At 70.3% G+C, this 19,754-nt stretch carries 13 protein-coding genes, 2 pseudogenes and 1 riboswitch; of the genes and pseudogenes, 5 read left to right on the forward strand and 10 right to left on the reverse strand.

The genetic code is table 11. The features are described 5' to 3' along the window. Window positions 1–61: 61 nt before the first annotated feature. From CHB84_RS02330 to metG, 9 genes and pseudogenes are all read right to left on the reverse strand, one after another. Window positions 62–1,750: a fatty acyl-AMP ligase gene (locus tag CHB84_RS02330; protein ID WP_089299879.1), complete on the reverse strand. Its 1,689-nt coding sequence runs from the start codon at window positions 1,748–1,750 to the stop codon at window positions 62–64. 35 nt (window positions 1,751–1,785) lie between these two features. Continuing rightward, window positions 1,786–2,694 (reverse strand): annotated as a pseudogene (locus CHB84_RS23965) (ATP-binding cassette domain-containing protein); the annotation flags it as partial. A 516-nt stretch (window positions 2,695–3,210) separates the two neighbouring features. Then, window positions 3,211–3,609, reverse strand: a pseudogene (locus CHB84_RS23970) (ATP-binding cassette domain-containing protein); the annotation flags it as partial. A gap of 120 nt (window positions 3,610–3,729) precedes the next feature. Continuing rightward, complete coding sequence (locus tag CHB84_RS02340) at window positions 3,730–4,698, reverse strand: 4-(cytidine 5'-diphospho)-2-C-methyl-D-erythritol kinase (protein ID WP_089299790.1); 969 nt, start codon at window positions 4,696–4,698, stop codon at window positions 3,730–3,732. Between the two features lie 59 nt (window positions 4,699–4,757). After that, entirely contained in the window at window positions 4,758–5,822 is a 1,065-nt protein-coding gene (locus CHB84_RS02345; protein ID WP_342743905.1) for an ATP-binding cassette domain-containing protein, read from the reverse strand. Window positions 5,823–5,993: 171 nt separating this feature from the next. Then, a riboswitch (SAM riboswitch) is annotated at window positions 5,994–6,115 on the reverse strand. Between the two features lie 52 nt (window positions 6,116–6,167). Next, window positions 6,168–7,049: a 16S rRNA (adenine(1518)-N(6)/adenine(1519)-N(6))-dimethyltransferase RsmA gene (gene rsmA / locus CHB84_RS02350; RefSeq protein WP_245818508.1), complete on the reverse strand. Its 882-nt coding sequence runs from the start codon at window positions 7,047–7,049 to the stop codon at window positions 6,168–6,170. Between the two features lie 108 nt (window positions 7,050–7,157). After that, entirely contained in the window at window positions 7,158–8,507 is a 1,350-nt protein-coding gene (locus tag CHB84_RS02355) for a resuscitation-promoting factor (protein ID WP_245818516.1), read from the reverse strand. Between the two features lie 472 nt (window positions 8,508–8,979). Beyond that, window positions 8,980–9,849, reverse strand: a complete 870-nt coding sequence (locus tag CHB84_RS02360) for a TatD family hydrolase (RefSeq protein WP_089299792.1) — start codon at window positions 9,847–9,849, stop codon at window positions 8,980–8,982. Continuing rightward, window positions 9,846–11,654, reverse strand: a complete 1,809-nt coding sequence (gene metG / locus CHB84_RS02365) for a methionine--tRNA ligase (protein ID WP_089299793.1) — start codon at window positions 11,652–11,654, stop codon at window positions 9,846–9,848. The genes CHB84_RS02360 and metG overlap by 4 nt, the downstream gene beginning before the upstream one ends. Window positions 11,655–11,858: 204 nt before the next feature. Between metG and CHB84_RS02370 the strand changes: the two genes are divergently transcribed. Further along, on the forward strand, window positions 11,859–13,226 hold the full coding sequence (locus tag CHB84_RS02370) for an aminodeoxychorismate synthase component I (RefSeq protein ID WP_089299794.1): 1,368 nt from the start codon (window positions 11,859–11,861) through the stop codon (window positions 13,224–13,226). Window positions 13,227–13,320: 94 nt separating this feature from the next. Further along, window positions 13,321–14,580 (forward strand): MFS transporter, encoded by a 1,260-nt coding sequence (locus CHB84_RS02375; RefSeq protein ID WP_089299795.1) that lies wholly within the window; start codon window positions 13,321–13,323, stop codon window positions 14,578–14,580. A gap of 155 nt (window positions 14,581–14,735) precedes the next feature. On the opposite strand, the gene rsmI is transcribed toward CHB84_RS02375, so the two are convergent. Further along, window positions 14,736–15,590: a 16S rRNA (cytidine(1402)-2'-O)-methyltransferase gene (gene rsmI, locus CHB84_RS02380; RefSeq protein ID WP_089299796.1), complete on the reverse strand. Its 855-nt coding sequence runs from the start codon at window positions 15,588–15,590 to the stop codon at window positions 14,736–14,738. Window positions 15,591–15,806: 216 nt separating this feature from the next. On the opposite strand from rsmI, the gene CHB84_RS02385 reads away from it, so the two are divergent. From CHB84_RS02385 to CHB84_RS02395, 3 genes are all read left to right on the forward strand, one after another. Then, entirely contained in the window at window positions 15,807–17,393 is a 1,587-nt protein-coding gene (locus CHB84_RS02385; protein ID WP_089299797.1) for a dolichyl-phosphate-mannose--protein mannosyltransferase, read from the forward strand. Window positions 17,394–17,683: 290 nt separating this feature from the next. Further along, the gene (locus CHB84_RS02390) at window positions 17,684–19,090 is read left to right on the forward strand and encodes a TrkH family potassium uptake protein (RefSeq protein WP_089299798.1); all 1,407 of its coding nucleotides are present in this window, start codon (window positions 17,684–17,686) and stop codon (window positions 19,088–19,090) included. Further along, window positions 19,083–19,751, forward strand: coding sequence for a potassium channel family protein (locus CHB84_RS02395; protein WP_245818509.1), 669 nt, complete (start codon window positions 19,083–19,085; stop codon window positions 19,749–19,751). The genes CHB84_RS02390 and CHB84_RS02395 overlap by 8 nt, the downstream gene beginning before the upstream one ends. Window positions 19,752–19,754: the final 3 nt, after the last annotated feature.

Consider the following 19,754-nt stretch of genomic DNA (forward strand, 5'->3'; position numbering starts at 1 on the left):
CCCGACACGGTGTGCCGAACGGGTCGACACGGTGTGCCGGCGGGCCCGGCGTGGCCGACCGTCAGACGTGGCCGCGCCGGGTGATCTCCTCGGCGAAATGGGACGCCGTGGCCGCGCGCTTCACCTTGCCGGACGGGGTCTTGAGCAGGCTGCCCGGCTCGAGCACCACAACGGCGTAGGGGCGCATCTCGACGGCATCCACCACGCGCTTGGAGACCTCCCTGGCGATGGTCCGCTCGGCCTCCTCGTCGCCTGCCGACTTCGACTCCAGCACGACCGCGAACCGTTCCCTGCGGGTGCCCGCGTCGAGCCGCACCGCGACGGCGTTTCCGGCACGCACACCGTCCACCGCACACACCGCCCGCTCGACGTCCGTCGGGTAGATGTTGCGACCCCCCATGATGATGACGTCCTTGCTGCGACCGCAGATCACGATCTGCCCGTCGACCAGGTAGCCGGTGTCACCCGTGGCGAACCATCCGGCACTGTCCAGCGCGGCTACCGGACCGTCGGTGGTCAGGTACCCCGGGGTCATGGCCGACCCCCTGAGCCTGATCTCGCCGACCTCGCGCTCGCCGAGCTCGGCACCGTTCTCGTCCACCACGACGACCTCGAGCCCCGGCAATGGCCTGCCGAGCACGGCGAACGAGCGGACCTGCTCGGTACCGCGCCGCGGGTCACCTTCCGGGACGGCGACCGCGATGTTCCGCGTCTCCAGCGCCGTTGTCTCGACCACGTCCATCTCCAGGCCCGAGCCGATCGGGGCGAACGACACCGCCAGCGTGGACTCGGCCAGCCCGTAGGCCGGAAAGATCGCCCCGGGGTCCAGGTCGAAGCGCTGCCCCGCCTCGACGAACGTGCGCACGGACTCCTCGTCGACGGGTTCGGCCCCGTTGAGCGCGATACGCAGGCTGGACAGGTCGTAGGCATCGTCCTCGGCAACCCGGGCCATCCGCTTGCCCGTGATCGCGTAGGCGAAGTTCGGCGCCGCCGTCATGGTCGCGCGGTACTTGCTGATCAGCTCGGGCCAGAGCAGCGGGCCGGACAGGAAGTCCGCGGGCGTGACCTTGGCCAGCTCCACGCCGAAGGTCATGGGCACGGTCAGCAGGCCGACCATGCCCATGTCGTGGAACAGCGGTAACCACGACACCATCGTGTCGAACTCCGGGTCGAACTCGGAGCGCTCCATCATCGCCGTCATGTTCGAGTAGAGGTTGCGGTGCGTGATCTTGACGGCCTTGGGCTCCGCGGTGGAGCCGCTGGTCAGCTGCAGCAACGCGAGATCGTCCTCAGCCGCGCCGACCGGCTCGGCGAGCGGCTCGGCGTCGAGCAGGTCGGCGATCATCCGGTACTGGATGCCGTGCTCGTCGAGCACCGGAGCCAGCTGCTCGAACGGGTCGCCGAGCAGCACAAGGTCGGAGCCGATCATCCGCAGCACGCGGATCGTGTCCTCTGCCCATTCGGCGAGGTCGGTGCGCTGTGTCGGCTGGTGCAGCATCGTGACGCTGCCGCCTGCCAGCCACACGGCCTGAGCGACCGGAGCGATCAGGGCGGGGGCTGCTGCGAGCACACCCACCGCGGCTCCGGGGCGCAGACCGGCGGAGACCAACCCGCCCGCTGCCCCGCGCGCCCGCTCGTGCACCTCTGCCCAGGTCCTGCGAACCGGCTCGTGCGGCTCACCGGTGGTCATCCCGGTACGCAGCCCGACGCCTGCTGCCGTCGCGGTCAGCGTGTCAACGAAGCGACTCATGACCCCGAGCTTATCTGTGCCCGTGCCCGTGGTGATCACTCGACCTGCTCGGCCGTGGCCATCCAGCGGTTCTCCACCTCGTCCTTCTCCTGCCGAACGGACTTGAGCTCGGTGTCCAGCTCCATCAGGCGATCGGGATCGGTGGCCGCCCCCGCGAGCTCCTCGTGCAGCTCACGTTCCCGGCCTGCCAGGGTGTCCAGTCTGCGCTCCAGCTTGGCCAGCTCCTTGCGCGCCGCGCGCTGCTCGGCCGCGCTCGGCCGATCCGCTGTGGCCGGCCGCTGCTGCGTAGCGGCCGCCTCCTGAGCGGCGGAGCCGGTGGTCTCCTTGCGCCCTGCCCCGCCGGTGTCCTTGTGCCCGGGCGCGACGTGCCGCCCGCGCCGCGCGAGGTACTCGTCGATACCGCCCGGCAGGTGCGTGACCGTCCCGTCACCAGGCAGCGCGTACACCGAGTCACACGCCCTCTCGACCAGGTACCGGTCGTGGGAGACGACGACGAGGGTGCCCGGCCACGAGTCGAGCACGTCCTCCAGCTGCTGGAGCGTGTCGATGTCCAGGTCGTTGGTCGGTTCGTCGAGCAGCAGCACGTTCGGCTCGCTCATCAGCAGCCTGGCGAGCTGGAGCCTGCGGCGCTCGCCGCCGGAGAGGTCGCGGACCCGTGTCCACTGCCGCGAGGAACCGAATCCGAACCGTTCCGCGAGCTGCGAGGCGGTGAACTCCTGCTTGCCGAGCGATACACGCCGGGCGACGTCCTCGACGGCCTCCAGCACCCGCCGCTCACCCGGCAGGTCCTCCAGCTCCTGCACCAGCTGCGCGAGCCGCACCGTCTTGCCTTGTACCCGGGTGCCCTCGTCCGGTTCGACCTCCCCGCCGATCAGCCGCAACAGCGTGGTCTTGCCCGAGCCGTTCACCCCGACGATGCCGATCCGCTCGCCGGGGCCGATACGCCAGGTCACCGAGTCCAGGATGGGGACCGACCCCGCGTGCAGCGTCACGTCCTCCAGCTCGACCACGGTCTTGCCGAGCCTGCGCCGCGCGAAGGCGTGCAGCTCGACCGTGTCCCGCGGCTGCGGGACGTCGGCGATCAGCGCCTCGGCGGCCTCCACCCGGTACTTCGGTTTGGAGGTCCGCGCCTTCGCCCCGCGATGCAGCCAGGCGAGCTCCTTGCGCGCCAGGTTGCGGCGCTTGTCCTCGGTGGCCTTGGCGATACGGGCCCGCTCGGCCCGCGCGTACACCCAGTCGGCGTAGCCGCCCTCGTACTGCTCGACCGACAGGTCGACCACCTCCCAGGTGCGGCTGCACACCGTGTCCAGGAACCAGCGGTCGTGCGTGACGACGATCAGTGCGACACGCCGCGCGAGCAGGTGCTCGGCCAGCCAGTTCACGCCCTCGATGTCGAGATGGTTGGTCGGCTCGTCGAGCACGATCACGTCGAGCTCGCGCACCAGCTCCGCGGCCAGTGCCACCCGACGCCGCTCGCCCCCGGACAGCGTGCTGACATCGGTGTCGAAACCGAGCGTGTCGATCCCGAGGCCGTGCACGATGGAGCGCACCCGCGGGTCCGCGGCCCATTCGTGGTCGGCGGTGTAACCGGCGAGCACCGCATCCCCGACCCGCGCACCGGATGTGAGGTCGGTCCGTTGCGTCACCACGGCCAGCCGCAGGTCGCGCGCCCAGCTGACACGGCCACTGTCGGGGGGTTCGACACCCGCGAGGATCTCCAGCAGGGTCGTCTTGCCGCACCCGTTCAGGCCGACGACCCCGATCCGGTCGCCGGTGTCGATGCCCAGCGAGACGCCACGCAGCAACTCCCGGTCGCCATAGGACTTGGCAATCGACTCGGTGTTGATCAGGTTCGCCATATGTACGGATTCCAGCCTCTCGACGAGCGTTCTGGACCATTGTCCCGTCCGGGTACCTCATTCACCCCAGCCGGGAACCTGCGACGTCCCCGGCCGCGGCGGCCCGTTCACCGCGGACGTTCAGGCGTGGACCTGCGGCGGGGGTGTCGGCTCCGGCGAGTCCTCGCCGTCGACGATGCGCGCACCGTGCACGGGCCCGTGCGCCACCCGCACCGTGCGGCACACCCCGGCTCCGGCGAGCTGTGCCGCGACCTCGACGGCCGAGTCGCCGTCGGTGCACAGGAAGGCGCACGTCGGGCCGGAACCCGAGACGACCCCGGCGAGCGCACCGGCCTCCACCCCGGCACGCAGCGTGCGGCGCAGGTTCGACCGCAACGACACCGCCGCCGCCTGGAGATCGTTGCCGAGCAGCAGCGCAAGCTGGCGGGGGTCCCCGGAGGCGAGCGCCTCGACCAGCGGGTCGTAGGAACCCACCCGCGGTGGGTCGCCCACGGCACGCAACCGGTCCAGCTCGCCGTAGACCTTCGGGGTGGACAGGCCCCGGTTGTCGAAGGCGAGCACCCAGTGGAAGGTGTGCCTGGACAGCACGGGAACGAGCTGCTCGCCGCGCCCGGTCCCCAGCGCGGTGCCGCCGGAGAGGGCGAACGGGACGTCGCTGCCGAGCTGCACGGCCAGCGTGCCGAGGTCCTCCCGTGTGACGTCCAGGTCCCACAGCGCGGACAGGCCGACCAGCACGGCTGCCGCGTCCGCGCTCCCGCCTGCCATGCCGCCTGCCACCGGGATCTCCTTGCGGATCATCACCCGGACCCCGGCCTCGTCCTCCGGCCGCCCGACGTGGTCGGCGAGCAAGCGGACGGCGCGCCACGCAAGGTTGTCCGAGTTCCGCGGGATCGTGCCCGTGCCTTCACCCTGAACGTCGACGCCCGGCTCCTCGGAGGCGGCCACGGTCACGTCGTCGGACAGCGACAGTGCCTGGAACACCGTGCTGATCTCGTGATACCCGTCCGAGCGCTGGTCCCCGATACCCAGATGCAAGTTGATCTTGGATGGCGCGCGGACCGTGACGGGCGGCGGCACAACGGCTAGCACGGTCCCAGCGTACCTGGGCACCCCCCGCAGGCGTGTAGCTCAGCCCGGAACGGCGCGCCCTACACTGCGACGCCCGCGAGGCTGCGGGTCTGGTGGGCGAGCAGCTCGTCGACCCCGGCCATGCCCAGGTCGGCCTCGCTGACCCTGCCGCCGTGCTCGGAGATCCAGCGCAGCGCTGCATCGCTGTCCGCGCCGCTGAGGCCCAGCCGGAAACGCCCCACCGGCGTGTCGCCGACCCTCGTGACTCCACCCCCGAGCGTGCTCAGCTCCACGCCGAACCGCGTACTCGCCTCACCGAGCACCGAGGCCACGGTCGCGTGCCCGACCAGCACGACATCGACCAGCCGGTCGAAGCCCGCCGCCGCGCCCGAGTGCGCCACGGCAGGAAGCACGCTGCGCGCCGTCACGCTGTCCTGGTCGCCGAGCAGCTCCAGCAGCGCACCGCTCTCCACCAGCCGCCCGCCGGAGAGCACGCTGACATGGTCACAGATCTTGCGCACGACGCCGGCATCCGTGGTGGCCACCAGCACGGTGATGCCGTACTCGGCCCACGCTCTGTCCAGCGCGGCGAGCACCCCGCCCGACTGCTCCCCGTCGAGGTCGTCGGTCAGCTCCTCGGCGATCAGTAACGACGGGCGCGAAGCCAGCGCCCGCGCCAGCGCCACCCGCCTGCGTTGCCCCTCGCTGAGCTCGGCAGGCCTGCGGGCAGCCCCACGGGTCAGCCCGATGAGGTCGATCAGTTCGGCGACCCGCTTCCTGCGCGCCGGGCCGTCGAGGCCGGCACGCTCGAGAGGGGCCGCGATGTTGCCGGCGGCCGTGCGTTCCGGGTGCAGCACGTAGCGCGAGTCCACGCGGCCGATCCTTGCGCGCAGCTCCCGGCGCTTGCCCGCTTCCAGCGCGACCGGATCGACGCCGTTGAAGCGGACCACGCCGGAGTCCGGCGCGTCGTGCAGTCCCAGGATCGCCGCGAGCGTCGACGTGCCCGACCCCGCAGGGCCGAGCAACCCGCTCAGCGAGCCCTCGGGGATCTCGGTACTCACGTCGTAGAGCGCCATGGCCCCGGACGGGGTCGGCGAGGTATGCGGCACGGCCGCGGACTTGGAGATACTCTCAGCTGAAATCACGACATGCTCCTCGATGAGGTCTCCCGCGCGCGGCTCGGCAGGCTCACTACCGGAACGGGCGGGATGAAGGCGGACGGGGACGGACCGGTCAGCGACGACAGGCGCTGTTGGTCCGACGTCCCTCGTCGACGACACGACGTCGTGTCAGCAGTCGTGATACGTACATGCACTCCTCCATCGAACCTGGCGGTAGCACCTGCCCGTGGTGACGGGGAGCACGCGATCCGGCGTGGCCCTGCGGGCGGTTGCTGCGGCTTCAGCGAGCCAGGTCTCTCAGCCGCTCGGGATGGATACCTCACGTATTACAGCGCATCTGGTTGCCTGCTGGCAAGCCACGGGGGCACCTCATTGACTTACGTCACAATCCGCGGCCCGCACCTGGGCGGCGAGCCGCGCGAAGTCGGCCACGGTGAGACGCTCCCCGCGCGTAGCAGGGTCGATGCCGGCCGAGACCAGCGACTCGGCGGCCCGCGCTGCGGAGCCGAACCACGGGGCGAGCGCGGCACGCAACATCTTCCGCCGCTGCGCGAACGCCGCGTCGACCAGCGCGAACGTCGTCTCGCGGTCCCCGGACGCAGGCGGCTCGCCACGGTCGAACCGCACGAGCGCGGAATCCACGTTGGGCACCGGCCAGAACACCGACCTCGGCACGGCGCCCGCACGCTGCGCGGTGCCGAACCACGCCAGCTTCACACTCGGCACCCCGTACACCCGGCTGCCGGGCCCGGCCACCATCCTGTCCGCGACCTCCGCCTGCACCATCACCAGGGCGCGACGCACCGAGGGGAACGCGGCGAGCAGGTGCAGCACGACGGGCACCGCGACGTTGTACGGCAGGTTGGCGACCAGGGTGGTGGGAGGGCGTTCCAGGTCAGCGGCCTCCAAGCGCAGCGCGTCCGCGCACAGCACCGTCAACCGGTCGCTGTGCCGGCCGGCACGGCCTGCCACCGTGCGCGCCAGGCATCCGGCCAGCCCGCTGTCGACCTCGACGGCCACCACGCTCGCTCCGGTGTCGAGCAACCCCAGGGTCAGCGACCCCAGACCGGGACCGACCTCGAGAACGACGTCCTCACCACTGAGCTCGGCGAGCCCGGCGACACGGCGAACCGTGTTGGGGTCGTGCACGAAGTTCTGCCCGAGCTTCTTGGTCGGGCGTATCCCCAGTTCGGCGGCCAGGGAGCGAACGTCCGCCGGACCGAGCAGTGCCACATCCGAGGTTCCGGCCACACTGCCCAGCCTACGGCCTGGCGCGAGGGCCGTGCCCGGGAGGCCGAAGGGCCCCTCCGGTGCACATGTGGTACCCGAGGAGGCCTGCGGCTCGGCGGCTGCCGGGCACTAGGTCGGTAGGCCGAGTTTCTCCGCACAGGCAGGCCAGGCGCTGTAACCGCCGCGAGCGTCCCGCAGCTTGGTCGCGATCGCGATCTGTTGCTCCCTGCTGGCCTCGTGCGGGTAAGCCGCGTACCGGGTGCCGCCGTACTCGTCCCAGGTCGGCTTGTCGAACTGCAGGCCCCCGTAGTAGCCGTTGCCGGTGTTGATGGACCAGTTGTTGGTCGACTCGCAGTGGGCGAGACGGTCCCAGACGGCTGCGTCGCTGATCGGCGGGTTCTCCGGGCCGACCCGGACCACCTTGGGCTCCGGCTCGCTCAGGACCTCGCTGCTGACTTCCTCCCGCGCGACCTCCTCGCCGTTGCGCTGGGTCACGCGGTAGGTCACCAGCTTCTCGCCTGCTGCGCCTTCCTCCTCGACCACGCGCTCACCCACGCCGAGGTCGGTGTCCTCGACCTCCTCGACGGGCGCCTCGATCTCCTCGGTGACCTCGATCTCGGAGGTACCCGTGCGGTTGATCCGGACCTCTTCGCCGTCGCTGAGCTCGGTGCCGACGCCCTGCGCGACCGCGTCGTCCGAGCCAAGCTCGAGGCCGAGCTCCTCGAGCAGCTCCTGGACGGTCACCGCGTGGGTGGTCAGCTGCTGCGGCTCCTCCGCACCGTCGACCACGGTGATGGTCTTCAGCGACTTGACCTCGAGCGTCATGCCGTCCAGCGGCACCTCGCTGCGGCGGGACTCGGAGACCCAGGCACCCTCATCGAGCATGTCGCCCAGTCCGAGCTGGCCAAGGGCCTCGTCCACTGTGGTGGCGCGTACCCAGGACTCCCGTGTCTCCCCGTCCACGATGAGCTCGAGCTGCCTGCCGCGTTCGAGGCTGATCACCCCGCCGTCGCTGACCGAGGCGTCCGGCGAGGGGGACAGCGCGTCGTGCGTGCCGACCGAGATACCCGCGTCGTCGAGCACGTCGCCGACCGTGGAGCCGAAGCTACGGACCGTCTGCTCCTGGCCGTCGACCTCGACCGTGACGCTCTTGTTCATCGCGAGCGCGCTGGCACCACCGCCGGTCAGCGTGATGAGTACCGCGGCGACCGCGCCCTTGAGGAAGCGCCGTTTCCACTGCTTCACCGCGGTGCCGAGGCCGGACTCCTCCGGTTCCGGCTCTGCGACAACCGGTAGCTCGGTGGTCAAGGCCTCGTCGATGTAGAGCCCACCCGGCGTGTCGGGCACGTCCGGGATGACAGGCAGGACCGTCGTCTGCGCGTTGACCAGCCTGATCAGCTCGTCGGCGTCGACGTCGGCCTCGGCCATCATCTGGTCGACCTGCGGCCCGAGTGCGGCACGGAGATCCTGGTACGTGATGCGTGGTTCGGCGGAGAACTCAGGGTGGTCGACGTCGGCACGCGGCCAGTCCTGCTGCGGCCAGTCCTGCTGCGGCCAGTCCTGCTGGGGCCAGTCCTGGTGGGGCCGCGCGAGAGTGCCGACGGGTCCCGATACCGCGGCGTCCGATGTGTGCCATCGACTGCCGTAGCGCGAGTTTCCGCGCGACTCATCAACAGTCACAGGGCTGTATCCCTTTCGCGCAAGCGGTTCCGGCGTGTGGCTCCGCACCCCCCGAAGTGCTGATGAGCCCGATCCCGATCACGGCTTTCCATGACCGGACGGTACGGTCACAGGACAATAACGGACAGCAGCGGGTTCCGCAATCACCGCGCGCGGCGGCGTGTCCGTCGTCACACCACGCGTGGACGAGTTGAGGCCACTGGCGTCGCAGTCCGTTCACCGCGATGTCACGATCCGTGGCTGACCACTGCGCGTCCATCGGTACGCGTCCTCAGGGTGCCCGCCGCTCACCTGGCGCGCTCCCGGAGCGCGCTGTAGCCCCGGCCCACTCTCCGGCGCCGAAGATCCGGCGCGCTGTCGCCGTGGTGGCCGCGGCGAGTTCGGCGACCGGCTCCTCGCGCAGCTCGGCCAGCCCGCGCACCGTGTACGCCACGCAGTACGGCTCATTGGGCCGACCCCGGTACGGGTGTGGTGTCAGGTACGGCGCGTCCGTCTCGACCAGGATCTGCTCGCGCGGCACGAGCCGGGCCGCGGCGTGCAGCTGCCGGGCGTTGCGGAACGTCACCGTCCCTGCGAAGGACAGCACGTAGCCTGCTTCGACGCACCGCCGCGCGATGTCGGCGTCGCCGGAGAAGCAGTGGAACACCACGTCGGCAGGCGGGCCTTCCTCCTCCAGGATGCGCAGCACGTCCTCGTGCGCATCCCGGTCGTGGATCATGAGCGGCTTTCCGACTCGCTTGGCGAGATCGATGTGCCACCGGAACGCCTCCCGCTGCGCGTGCGGCGGGGCGAAGTCCCAGTAGTAGTCCAGCCCGGTCTCCCCTACGGCGACCACCTCGTCCACACGTGACAGCTGTTCGATCGCCTGCTGCTCGTGCGCTCCGAAATCGGTGGTGCGGGTCGGATGGATCGCCACCGCGGCACGCACGCGCGGATCCCACGAGGCGGCGTCGACTGCCCACCGTGCGGCGGCCAGGTCATCGGCGACGGTGACCACGCCGGCGACCCCGGCACGTTCGGCCCGATCCACCATCGCGGTGACGTCCGCGGCGTCCGTGGCCCCGCAGGCATCCATGTGCGTGTGCGCGTCGATCACCGGCGCAGGCAGTGGCTCCGGCACCGGGGGAAGCTCCTCGCTCATGCCTGGTGCCCGTCTTCCTTGATCGGTGCCCATTCCGGTCCCGTCTCGGCCAGCGCAGGGTCCAGCTTGCCGAACAGGGGCTTCGGCTTGCTCAACGGGCGGTCCTCCGCGATCGGCACGGACTCCCACCGTGCCTGCTCGGTGGTGTAGTCCCCGGTGATGATCGTGTTGACCCGGCCATCGGTGTCCAGGTCGTCCACCTCGGACAGCTCAGGCTGTGCCGCCCACACGCCGGTGCCGCCGAGCAGCTCGTGCACCTGCTGGGCCGCGTGCGGCAGGAACGGCGTCAGCAGCGTGTTGGCGTCGGAGACCACCTGGAGGGTCGTGTGCAACACGGTGTCCCTGCGCTCCGTGTCGTCGGCGAGCTTCCACGGAGCCTGCTCGGAGATGTACTTGTTGGCCGCCGAGACCACCCGCATGGCCTCGGCCGTGGCAGCGCGGAACCGGGAACGTTCCAGGTGGGCCCCGACGGTGTCGAAAGCGGCCCGTGCGGTCGCCTTGAGCTCCTCGTCGTCCTGGGTGGGTGTTCCGGGACGCGGGATCGCGCCGACGTTCTTGTGCGCCATCGATACCGCCCGGTTGACCAGGTTGCCCCACTCGTTGGCAAGCTCGAAGTTGATCCTGCGGACGAACTCGTCCCAGGTGAAGTCCACGTCCTGGGTCTCGGGCCCGGCCGCGGATATGAAGTAGCGCAGCGTGTCCGGGCCGAAGTCCCGCAGGAAGTCCCTCAGGTAGATGACGGTGCCGCGCGAGGTGGAGAACTTGGAGCCGCTCATGGTGAGGTACTCGCTGGAGGCGATCTCGCTCGGCAGGTTCAGCTCGCCGTAGGGCCCCACCTCACCCCCGCTGTCACCCGCGCCGTTGTGGCCGAGCAGCAGGGCAGGCCAGATCTGGGCGTGGAAGGTGATGTTGTCCTTGCCCATGAAATACACCTGGCGGGCGTCCGGTGCGTTCCACCACTGCCGCCACGCGTCCGGGTCGCCGCTGCGGCGCGCCCATTCCACGCTCGCCGAGAAGTAGCCGATCACCGCGTCGAACCACACGTAGAGGCGCTTCATGGACTGGTCGCGCCACCCGTCCAGCGGGATCGGCACGCCCCAGTCCAGATCACGAGTGATCGGCCGGGGCCGCATGTCCTCGACCAGGTTCTTGGTGAAGTTCAGGACGTTGGATCGCCAGTTCGTCTTGGTGGACAACCACGAGCCGAGGGCATCCGTGAACGCGGGCAGGTCGAGGAACAGGTGCTCGGTCTCAACGAACTCCGGCTTCTCCCCGTTGATGCGGGAGACCGGATTGATCAGCTCGGCAGCGTCGAGCTGGTTGCCGCAACTGTCGCACTGGTCGCCCCGCGCACCGTCGGAACCGCAGAGCGGGCAGGTGCCCTCGATGTAGCGATCGGGCAGCGTCCGGCCCGTCGACGGGCTCACCGCGCCGGTGGTGGTCTTCGGGATGATGTAGCCGTTGTGGTGCAACGCGCGGAAGATGTCCTGCACCACCGCGTAGTGGTTGCCGGTCGTGGTCCTGGTGTACATGTCGTAGGTGACCCCGAGGCCGCGCAGGTCCTCGGCGACGACCTTGTGGTACTTGTCGGCCGTCTCGCGCGGGGTGAGCCCTTCCTTCTCGGCCTGCACCAGGATCGGTGTGCCGTGCTCGTCGCTGCCGGAGACCATGAGCACGTTGTTGCCGACCATTCGCTGGTAGCGGGCGAAGACGTCGGAAGGAACGCCGATACCGGAAACGTGGCCAATGTGGCGGGGACCGTTGGCATAGGGCCAGGCCACCGCGGTCAACACGGGTGTGCTCATGGTCGTCAAGCCTACGGATACGGCGTCACCGCGTAGCCGGTGGCCTTTCCTTCGCGGGCGCCCGTGCGCCACTCGCCCCCGGCGATACGTGAGTCACCTCCGTCATGCTGTTCGGCGCGCATCCGCGCAGGGAGAGCGCATGAGGACGCCGGTGTACACCCTCCCGGGTGAGCGGCGGTGGTACGCGCGCGCGACGATAGGGGTATGCGATTGGTGCGCAGGCCCCTACCGTCCACCCAGCTGCCGGAGCAGGTGCTCCCGCTGCTGGACGTGCGGGCCCGCGACGCCGGCCTTCCGCCGCCCGCCGCGCTGACCGGGGAGTGGTTCGGTTCGCGGGCCGTCCTCGCCCCTGCCGTGCGCATCACCGCCTGCCCCGGCGCGAACGCGGCCTTCGCGGTACCCGCCGCCCAGCCGGAGGTCGACTGCGACGTGCCGGGGGCCGTGGGCGGCGGCTGGATCGGGTACCTCTCCTACGACCTGACCGACCCCTCCGCGCGGCAAGGGGCCCTGCCCCCTGCCGGCTGGGGGTGGGTCGACCATGTGCTGCGCCTGGACAACGACGGCCAGTGGTGGTTCGAGGCCCTCGTCGAGGACGGTGACGGCGACCCCACCGAGCTCGCGGACGAGCTGGGCGAGTTGCTCCGCCTCCCGGAGCCCGCCAGGCAGTCGCACGGGTGGGAACCGGCCACGCTGCGGCGCCCGCCCGGGGAGACGCACCGGAGGGCCGTGTCCGCGTGTATCGACGCCATCGGGCGCGGCGAGGTCTTCCAGACCAATATCTGCACGCGGCTGACCGGCACGTTCGTCGGGTCCCCCGCTGAGCTGTTCGCCGAGGGGATAACCGCCATGCGTCCACGCAGGGCCGCCTACCTCGCGGGCCCCTGGGGTGCGGTCACCTCCCTGTCCCCCGAGCTGTTCCTGGCACGGCACGGCACAAGGGTGCACTCCACCCCGATCAAGGGGACCCTGCCGCGACGCGGACCTGCCGACGACGCCAATGCCAGGCTCCTGCGCGAGTCCGAGAAGGACGTCGCGGAGAACGTCATGATCACCGACCTGGTCCGCAACGACCTGGGCAGGGTGAGCACGGTCGGCACGGTGGAGGTTCCCGAGCTGCTCACGGTCCGGGAGGCTCCCGGGGTCTGGCATCTCGAGTCGACCGTCGCGGGCACCCTCGCCCCGGAGGCGAGCGACGAGGACCTGCTGCGGGCCACGTTCCCACCCGGCTCGGTGACCGGCGCCCCCAAGCCGCGCGCACTCGACCTCATCGCCGAGCTCGAGCCCGCCCCGCGTGGGGTGTACTGCGGGTCGATCGGCCTGGCGTCGCCGGTGGCGGGCACGGAGCTCAACGTCGCGATCCGCACGCTCGAGCTGCACAGGAATGCCTCGGGCGCGTTCGATGCCGAGCTCGGGGTCGGCGGCGGGATCACGGCGTCGTCCGATCCCGAGCTCGAATGGCAGGAGTGCCTGCACAAGGCCGCTCCTCTCGAACGGCTGCTCGGCACCCCGCCCACACCCGGACGCCGCGGTGACGAGCCCGAACGCCTCATCGCCGGGGGGAGCCGAAGGTGACATCGGGCTCCGTAGAAGGAACCGATGTCACCTTCGGCTCCCCCCGGCACATATAGTTTGCGTAGCTAAACAGTCAGGGAAGGGAGCCCGGTTGGTGTCCACGCGTGACGTCTCCGCGCCGGCACGGTCGCTTCCCCGCGAGGTGTGGGTACTGGCCAGCGCGAACTTCCTGATCGCTGCCGGGTTCGGCATCGTCGCACCCGCCATCCCGATGTTCGCGCGCACCTTCGACGTCAGCCTGACGGCCGCCTCGTTCGTCGTCAGCGCGTTCGCCCTGGCCCGCCTGGTGTTCGCCCCGGTAGCCGGCAAGGGAGTATCCCTGCTCGGCGAGCGCCGCATCTACCTCAGCGGGCTACTCATCGTCGCGGTGTCCACCGGCGCGGCCGCCTTCGCCGCCAGCTACACCCAGCTCGTGCTGTTCCGCTCGTTCGGCGGTATCGGCTCGACCATGTTCACCGTCTCGGCGATCGCCCTGCTGATCAGGGTCACGCCAGCCGAGCTGCGCGGCAGGGCATCGGGCCTGTTCGGGGCGGGTTTCCTCGCGGGCAACGTCACCGGACCGCTGGCAGGCAGCGGCCTGATCACCATCAACCTGCGCGCCCCGTTCCTGTTCTACGCCGTGCTGCTGATCATCGCGACGGTGCTGGTGTGGCTCCTGCTGCGGCGCTCGCCCCTCATCGCCAAGGTGGACAGCAACGACACCCCTGCCGTCCGGCTGGTGGACGCGCTGCGGGACCACGCCTACCGCTCGGCGCTGCTGGCCAACTTCGCCACCGGCTGGGCCGTGTTCGGCGTGCGCGTATCGCTGGTCCCGCTGTTCATCGTCGAGGTGCTGCGGCAGGAGGAAGCCTTCGCCGGGATCGCGTTCGCGGTGTTCGCCGCGGCCAACCTGGTCATGCTCATGCCGTCAGGCAGGGTGGCCGACCGCATCGGGCGCAAGCCCCTGGTGCTGCTCGGGCTGCTGGCCTCGGCCGGTGGCACCAGCTGGATCGGGTTCAGCGACTCGATCACCGAGTTCATGATCGCCACGGTGGTGGCCGGTATCGGCACCGGCATGCTGCAACCGCCCAAGCAAGCCACCGTGGCCGACGTCGTCGGCTCGCAAGGCCGCGGCGGCCCCGTCCTGGCCACGTTCCAGATGTCCGCCGACATCGGCGCGATCATCGGCCCCCTCGCCGCGGGCGCGCTGGCCGACGGCATCTCCTACCCGGTCGCGTTCCTCGTCACCGGCATGCTGAGCCTCGTCGCCGCCCTGGTGTGGCTGCCCGCCAGGGAGACCCTTCCACCCGCCGAAGGGTCGCGGCACCCGGCACCCGAGCAGTCCTGCGAGCTCGACGCGCGGGAACAGCACTAGGGGCACCGCGCGGGGGCGTCACTCCTCGGCGCGCGCGGCGAGTACAGCAGTGTTCATCCAGCCGCCGCATGGCTTACCAGCCGGACCTCATTCCTCGGCACGCGCGGCGAGTACAGCAGTGTTGATCCAGCCGCCGCGGGACTACCAGCGCGGCGTCACTCCTCGGCACGCGCGGCGAGTACAGCTGCGTACAAGGCGTTCTTCGAGGCACCGTACTCGGCGGCGACCGCGGCGGCTGCCGTCTTGAGACGCTCGCCCCGCTCGGTGCGCTGCCGCACGACCGCGACGAGCTCCGCGAGGTCCGGCTCCCTGGCGACCGCCCCGGCCAGCACGACCGTGACCTCGCCGCGCACGCCCTCGGCCGCCCATTCAGCCAACTCGGCAAGGCTGCCGCGGCGCACCTCCTCGTACGGTTTGGTCAGCTCACGGCACACCGCCGCCCGCCGCTGCGCACCCAACACCCGTACCGCATCCGTGAGCGTGCTCGCCACCCGATGCGGGGACTCGAAGAACACCGCCGTGCGCGGCTCGTCGCGTAGCCCGCTGAGGAAACGTTCCCGCTCCCCCGGCTTGCGCGGGGCGAACCCCTCGAAACAGAAGCGGTCCGGAGGGAACCCCGACAGCGCCAACGCGGTGGTAACAGCGGACGGGCCCGGCAGGCACGTCACCGGAAGCTCCTCGTCCACACACGCCGACACCATGCGGTATCCGGGATCCGAGACGCTGGGCATACCCGCGTCGGTGACCAGCAGCACCGTCTCGCCCGCCCGAACCGCCTCGACCAGGGCGGGAATGCGCGCTGCCTCCACGGCGTCGTAGAAGCTCACCACCCTGCCGCGCGGCGTGACCCCGAGCGCGGTTGCCAGCGAGCGGGTCCTGCGGGTGTCCTCAGAGGCCACGACATCGGCGGAGGCCAGCGACTCGACCAGCCGGGGCGAGGCGTCTCGCGAGTCGCCGAGGGGCGTCGCGGCCAGCACGAGCCGCCCGACGCTCTGGTGATCTGTCGACATGTTTCCCTTCGTCCCCACGCGGAACCGGCCACGACGCTACCGCTGTCACTCCTCGAGCTCTGGTCCGGCCGCCGGAAGAACGCCCCGCCGACCGGCATGTGTACGGGCCTCCCGGGCTCCGGCCGCGCACCGGCGCCGCATAGCATTGTCCCTCGTGCCGGTGCTTATCGCGATGCGCGTGCGAACGCGGTCGGTCGTCACGATGCGGGGCGCCTCATGAGCGTGCAGCATTCGTCGAGCGCACCGCTGCCCGAAGCCACTGACACGCGCTCGCGGCACGCGCACCGCCGTGCCGAACCCTCCGACCGGGAGCTCGCCCTGCTCGGCAGGCCGATGCCGCTGGACGGGGCACGCAGCTGGATCGTCACGCTGGTGATCACCGGCATCGCGGCCGTCGTGCGACTGTGGAACCTCGGGTCACCCACCGATGGCGGGACGCCGGTCTTCGACGAGAAGCATTACGTCCCCCAGGCGTGGCAGATGCTGCGCAACGGCGGGTACGAGGATAACTACGGGTTCACGCTGATCGTGCACCCACCACTCGGCAAACACCTGATCGCGCTGGGTGAATGGCTGTTCGGCTACACGGCGTGGGGCTGGCGGTTCAGCGCCGCGATCGCCGGCGTGCTCATCGTCCTGCTGATCATCCGCATCACCCGCAGGCTGACCCGCTCGACGTTCCTTGCGGCAGCCGCCGGCGTACTGGCCATCACCGACGGTGTGCTGCACCTGCAGTCCCGGATGGGGATGCTGGACATCTTCCTGGTGCTGTTCGTGCTGGCGGCGTTCGGTTGCCTCGTGCGCGACCGCGAGCAGGTGCGCCAGCGGCTCGCCGAGGCCGTGCGCGACGGCTGGATCGGCACGTCGGCGTACGGCCCGCGCCTCGGCGTGCGCTGGTGGCGCATCGGCGCGGGGGTGAGCCTCGGCCTGGCCTGCGCGGTCAAGTGGTCCGGCCTGTACTTCGTGGTCGCCGTCGGGCTGCTTGTGCTGATCTTCGACTACACGGCCCGGCGCACGGCCGGGGTCGAGCGCCCGCTGCGCGCGGTCCTGCGGCTGGACCTCGTACCGGCGGCGCTGGCCGTCGGTGTCGTATCCGTGCTGGTGTACCTGGGTAGCTGGTGGGCATGGCTGCGCAGCGAGACTGCGACCGACCGCCACTACGCGGAGATCAACCAGGTGGACCAGGGCGCGTTCGGGTTCGTCCCGGACGCGCTGCACTCGCTGTGGTACTACACCTTCGAGATACTGCAGTTCCACAGCACCCTGGAGACCCCGGACGGCGACCCGCACCCGTGGGAGTCGAAGCCGTGGACCTGGCCGATGGGGCTGCGCCCCATGCTCTACTACTACGACTCCGGCTCCGGGGTCACCGGATGTGGCCAGGACGAGTGCGTCGAGGCCACCATGCTGATCGGCACGCCGGCGCTGTGGTGGCTGGCGATCCCGCTGCTTGCCTGGGCGTTGTGGCGGGCGCTGCTGCGCTTCGACTGGCGCTACGGCGTCGTGCTCGTCGGCTACCTGGCCGGTTTCCTGCCGTGGTTCGCCAACATCGACAGGCAGATGTACTTCTTCTACGCGGCGCCGATGGCACCGTTCCTGGTCATCGGTCTCGCCATGGCACTGGGGCATGTGCTGGGGCGAGCCAGCAGCGGCCACGAACGCCGCGCCACCGGGCTGCTCGCGGTGTCGCTCTACATCGGCCTGGCCGTGGCGAACTTCGTGTGGCTGTGGCCGGTACTCAACGGTGAACCGATCACCTCACAGCAGTGGGACGCCCGGCTGTGGCTGCCGTCGTGGAAGTGAGCGAACTCACCGCTGCCGGAACGCTTCGCCACCACGACCGCACGTGCAGACGGGACGAAGCGGGTTTAGGCTTCCCTGTGGCACAACGAGGCGTATCGGTATGCCGGGTCGCCCACGCCCGCGTCGGGCTCACGTCGCCGGCGGGGAGTACGCGACGGCGGCGCCCGGCGAGCCGGCCGCGGTGCGCGGCCCGGCAGGCGGGTGAGCCGGCCGGACGGACAACCACGAGGTGAAGGAGTTGCAGGAGTGCGTGCGCCAGTCACGCTGACCATGCCGGGGTTCTCCTCTCCATGAGTAGCCTCGACGCCAACCGTCCCGGCTCGCGGCGGGACAGGCGGGTGCGGTCCGTCCTCCGGAAGCCACTTCCGGTGGCCGGTCACCCTGCCCGCACGGTGATGGGCGGGTTCGCCGTCGCCGTCGCCATCGGCACCGTGCTGCTCATGCTGCCGGTCGCCAGCGAGGACGGGACCTCGGCCGGGTTCGTGACCGCACTGTTCACCGCGACCTCGGCGGTGTGCATCACAGGGCTCATCGTCGTGGACACCGGCGCGTACTGGTCGACGTTCGGCGACGTCGTGATCCTCGGGCTCATCCAGATCGGCGGGATCGGCATCATGACCGCGGCCTCGGTCCTTGTCCTGCTGGTGTCCCGCCGGTTCGGGCTGCGCATGCAGCTGTCCGCGCAGCGCGAGACGAAGAGCCTGCAGCTGGGTGAGGTCCGCGACGTCGCGAGCGGCATCATCAAGGTCAGCCTCCTTGTCGAGACCGTCGTGGCGGTGCTGTTCACCGGGCGGCTACTCGTCGCCTACGACTACACCGCGGGCGAGGCCGTCTACTTCGGTGTCTTCCACGGGGTCTCCGCGTTCAACAACGCCGGCTTCTCGCTCTACTCCGACAGCATGGCCCGGTTCGTCGCCGACCCGTGGATCTCGTTGCCGGTCATCATCGCGGTGATCCTCGGCGGGCTCGGCTTCCCGGTCATCTTCGAGGTGGCACGCAGGCTACGCCGCCGCAGGGCACACCGCTGGTCGATTCACACGAAGATCACCCTGATCACCTCGGGCGTGTTGCTGGCAGCCGGGTTCGCCTTCATCACAGCCGCCGAGTGGAACAACGAGAACACCATGGCCCCACTCGGGTTCGGCGGCAAGCTGCTTGCCGGGTTGTTCGCGGCCACCATGCCGCGCTCGTCCGGGTTCAGCAGCGTCGAGACCGGCGACATGACCGGGCCCAGCCTGCTGGTGACCGATGTACTGATGTTCATCGGCGGCGGCAGCGCGAGTACCGGGGCCGGGATCAAGGTCACCACCTTCGCGCTGCTGGCCTTCGTCATCCTCGCCGAGATCCGTGGCGAGCCCACCGTGCACGTGATGGGGCGCAGGCTGGCGGCAGCCGTGCAGCGCCAGGCGCTCACCATCGCGCTGCTGACCGTGGCGCTGGTCATGCTCACCACGATCACCATGCTCACCGCATCCCGCTTCGCCCTGGACGAGGTGCTGTTCGAGGCGATCTCCGCGGTGTGCAACGTCGGCCTGTCCACCGGCATCACCGCCGACCTACCGCCGGGGATACACATCATGATGTCCGTGCTGATGTTCATCGGCCGGCTCGGACCGATCACGCTGGCCACCGCGCTCGCACTCCGCGACCGGCCCCGCAAGTACGAACTACCCGAGGAGCGACCCATCGTTGGCTAAGAACAGCAGCACAGGAAGCCGTGCAGTGATCATCGGACTCGGGCGGTTCGGCGGATCACTCGCGCTCGAGCTCGTCCGGCAGAAGACCGACGTCCTGGCGATCGACTCCAGCCCCAAGCTCATCGACCAGTACAGCGAGGAGGTCACGCACGCCGCGGTGGCCGACTCCACCGACCCGGACGCGCTGCGCCAGCTCGGTGTACACCGCTTCAAACGCGCCGTCGTCTCGATCGGCGCGGACCTGGAAGCCAGCATCCTCACCACCTCGCTGCTCGCGGACTTCGGCATCCCCAACATCTGGGCGAAGGCACTGTCCCGCCAGCACGCGCGGATCCTGGAGCGGGTCGGTGCGCATCATGTGGTGCTTCCGGAGCACGACATGGGTGAGCGCGTGGCGCACCTTGTGATGGGGCGCATGCTCGACTACATCGAGTTCGAGGACGACTACGCGCTGGTGAAGACGGTCGCACCGGCCGAGGCGGTGGGACGCCCGCTCGGGGAGAGCCAGCTGCGCTCCAAGTACGGGGTGACCGTGGTGAGCATCAAACGCCGCGGCGAGGGTTTCACCTACGCCACGGCCGAGACCGTCGTGCGGCGAGGAGACCTGCTCATCGTTGCGGGCAAGTCCGCCGAGACCGAGAAGTTCGCCGAGCTCACCTAGCTC

It is taken from the genome of Haloechinothrix alba, from assembly GCF_900188115.1.
GTDB lineage: Bacteria > Actinomycetota > Actinomycetes > Mycobacteriales > Pseudonocardiaceae > Haloechinothrix > Haloechinothrix alba.

Excerpts from the sequence above, each read along its gene's own strand:
- CHB84_RS02385 (WP_089299797.1), top strand. The coding sequence starts at position 15,807 with ATGAGCGTGCAGCATTCGTCGAGCGCACCGCTGCCCGAAGCCACTGAC.
- rsmI (WP_089299796.1), bottom strand. The coding sequence starts at position 15,590 with ATGTCGACAGATCACCAGAGCGTCGGGCGGCTCGTGCTGGCCGCGACG.
- CHB84_RS02360 (WP_089299792.1), bottom strand. The coding sequence starts at position 9,849 with ATGAGCGAGGAGCTTCCCCCGGTGCCGGAGCCACTGCCTGCGCCGGTG.
- metG (WP_089299793.1), bottom strand. The coding sequence starts at position 11,654 with ATGAGCACACCCGTGTTGACCGCGGTGGCCTGGCCCTATGCCAACGGT.
- CHB84_RS02370 (WP_089299794.1), top strand. The coding sequence starts at position 11,859 with ATGCGATTGGTGCGCAGGCCCCTACCGTCCACCCAGCTGCCGGAGCAG.
- CHB84_RS02390 (WP_089299798.1), top strand. The coding sequence starts at position 17,684 with ATGAGTAGCCTCGACGCCAACCGTCCCGGCTCGCGGCGGGACAGGCGG.
- CHB84_RS02330 (WP_089299879.1), bottom strand. The coding sequence starts at position 1,750 with ATGAGTCGCTTCGTTGACACGCTGACCGCGACGGCAGCAGGCGTCGGG.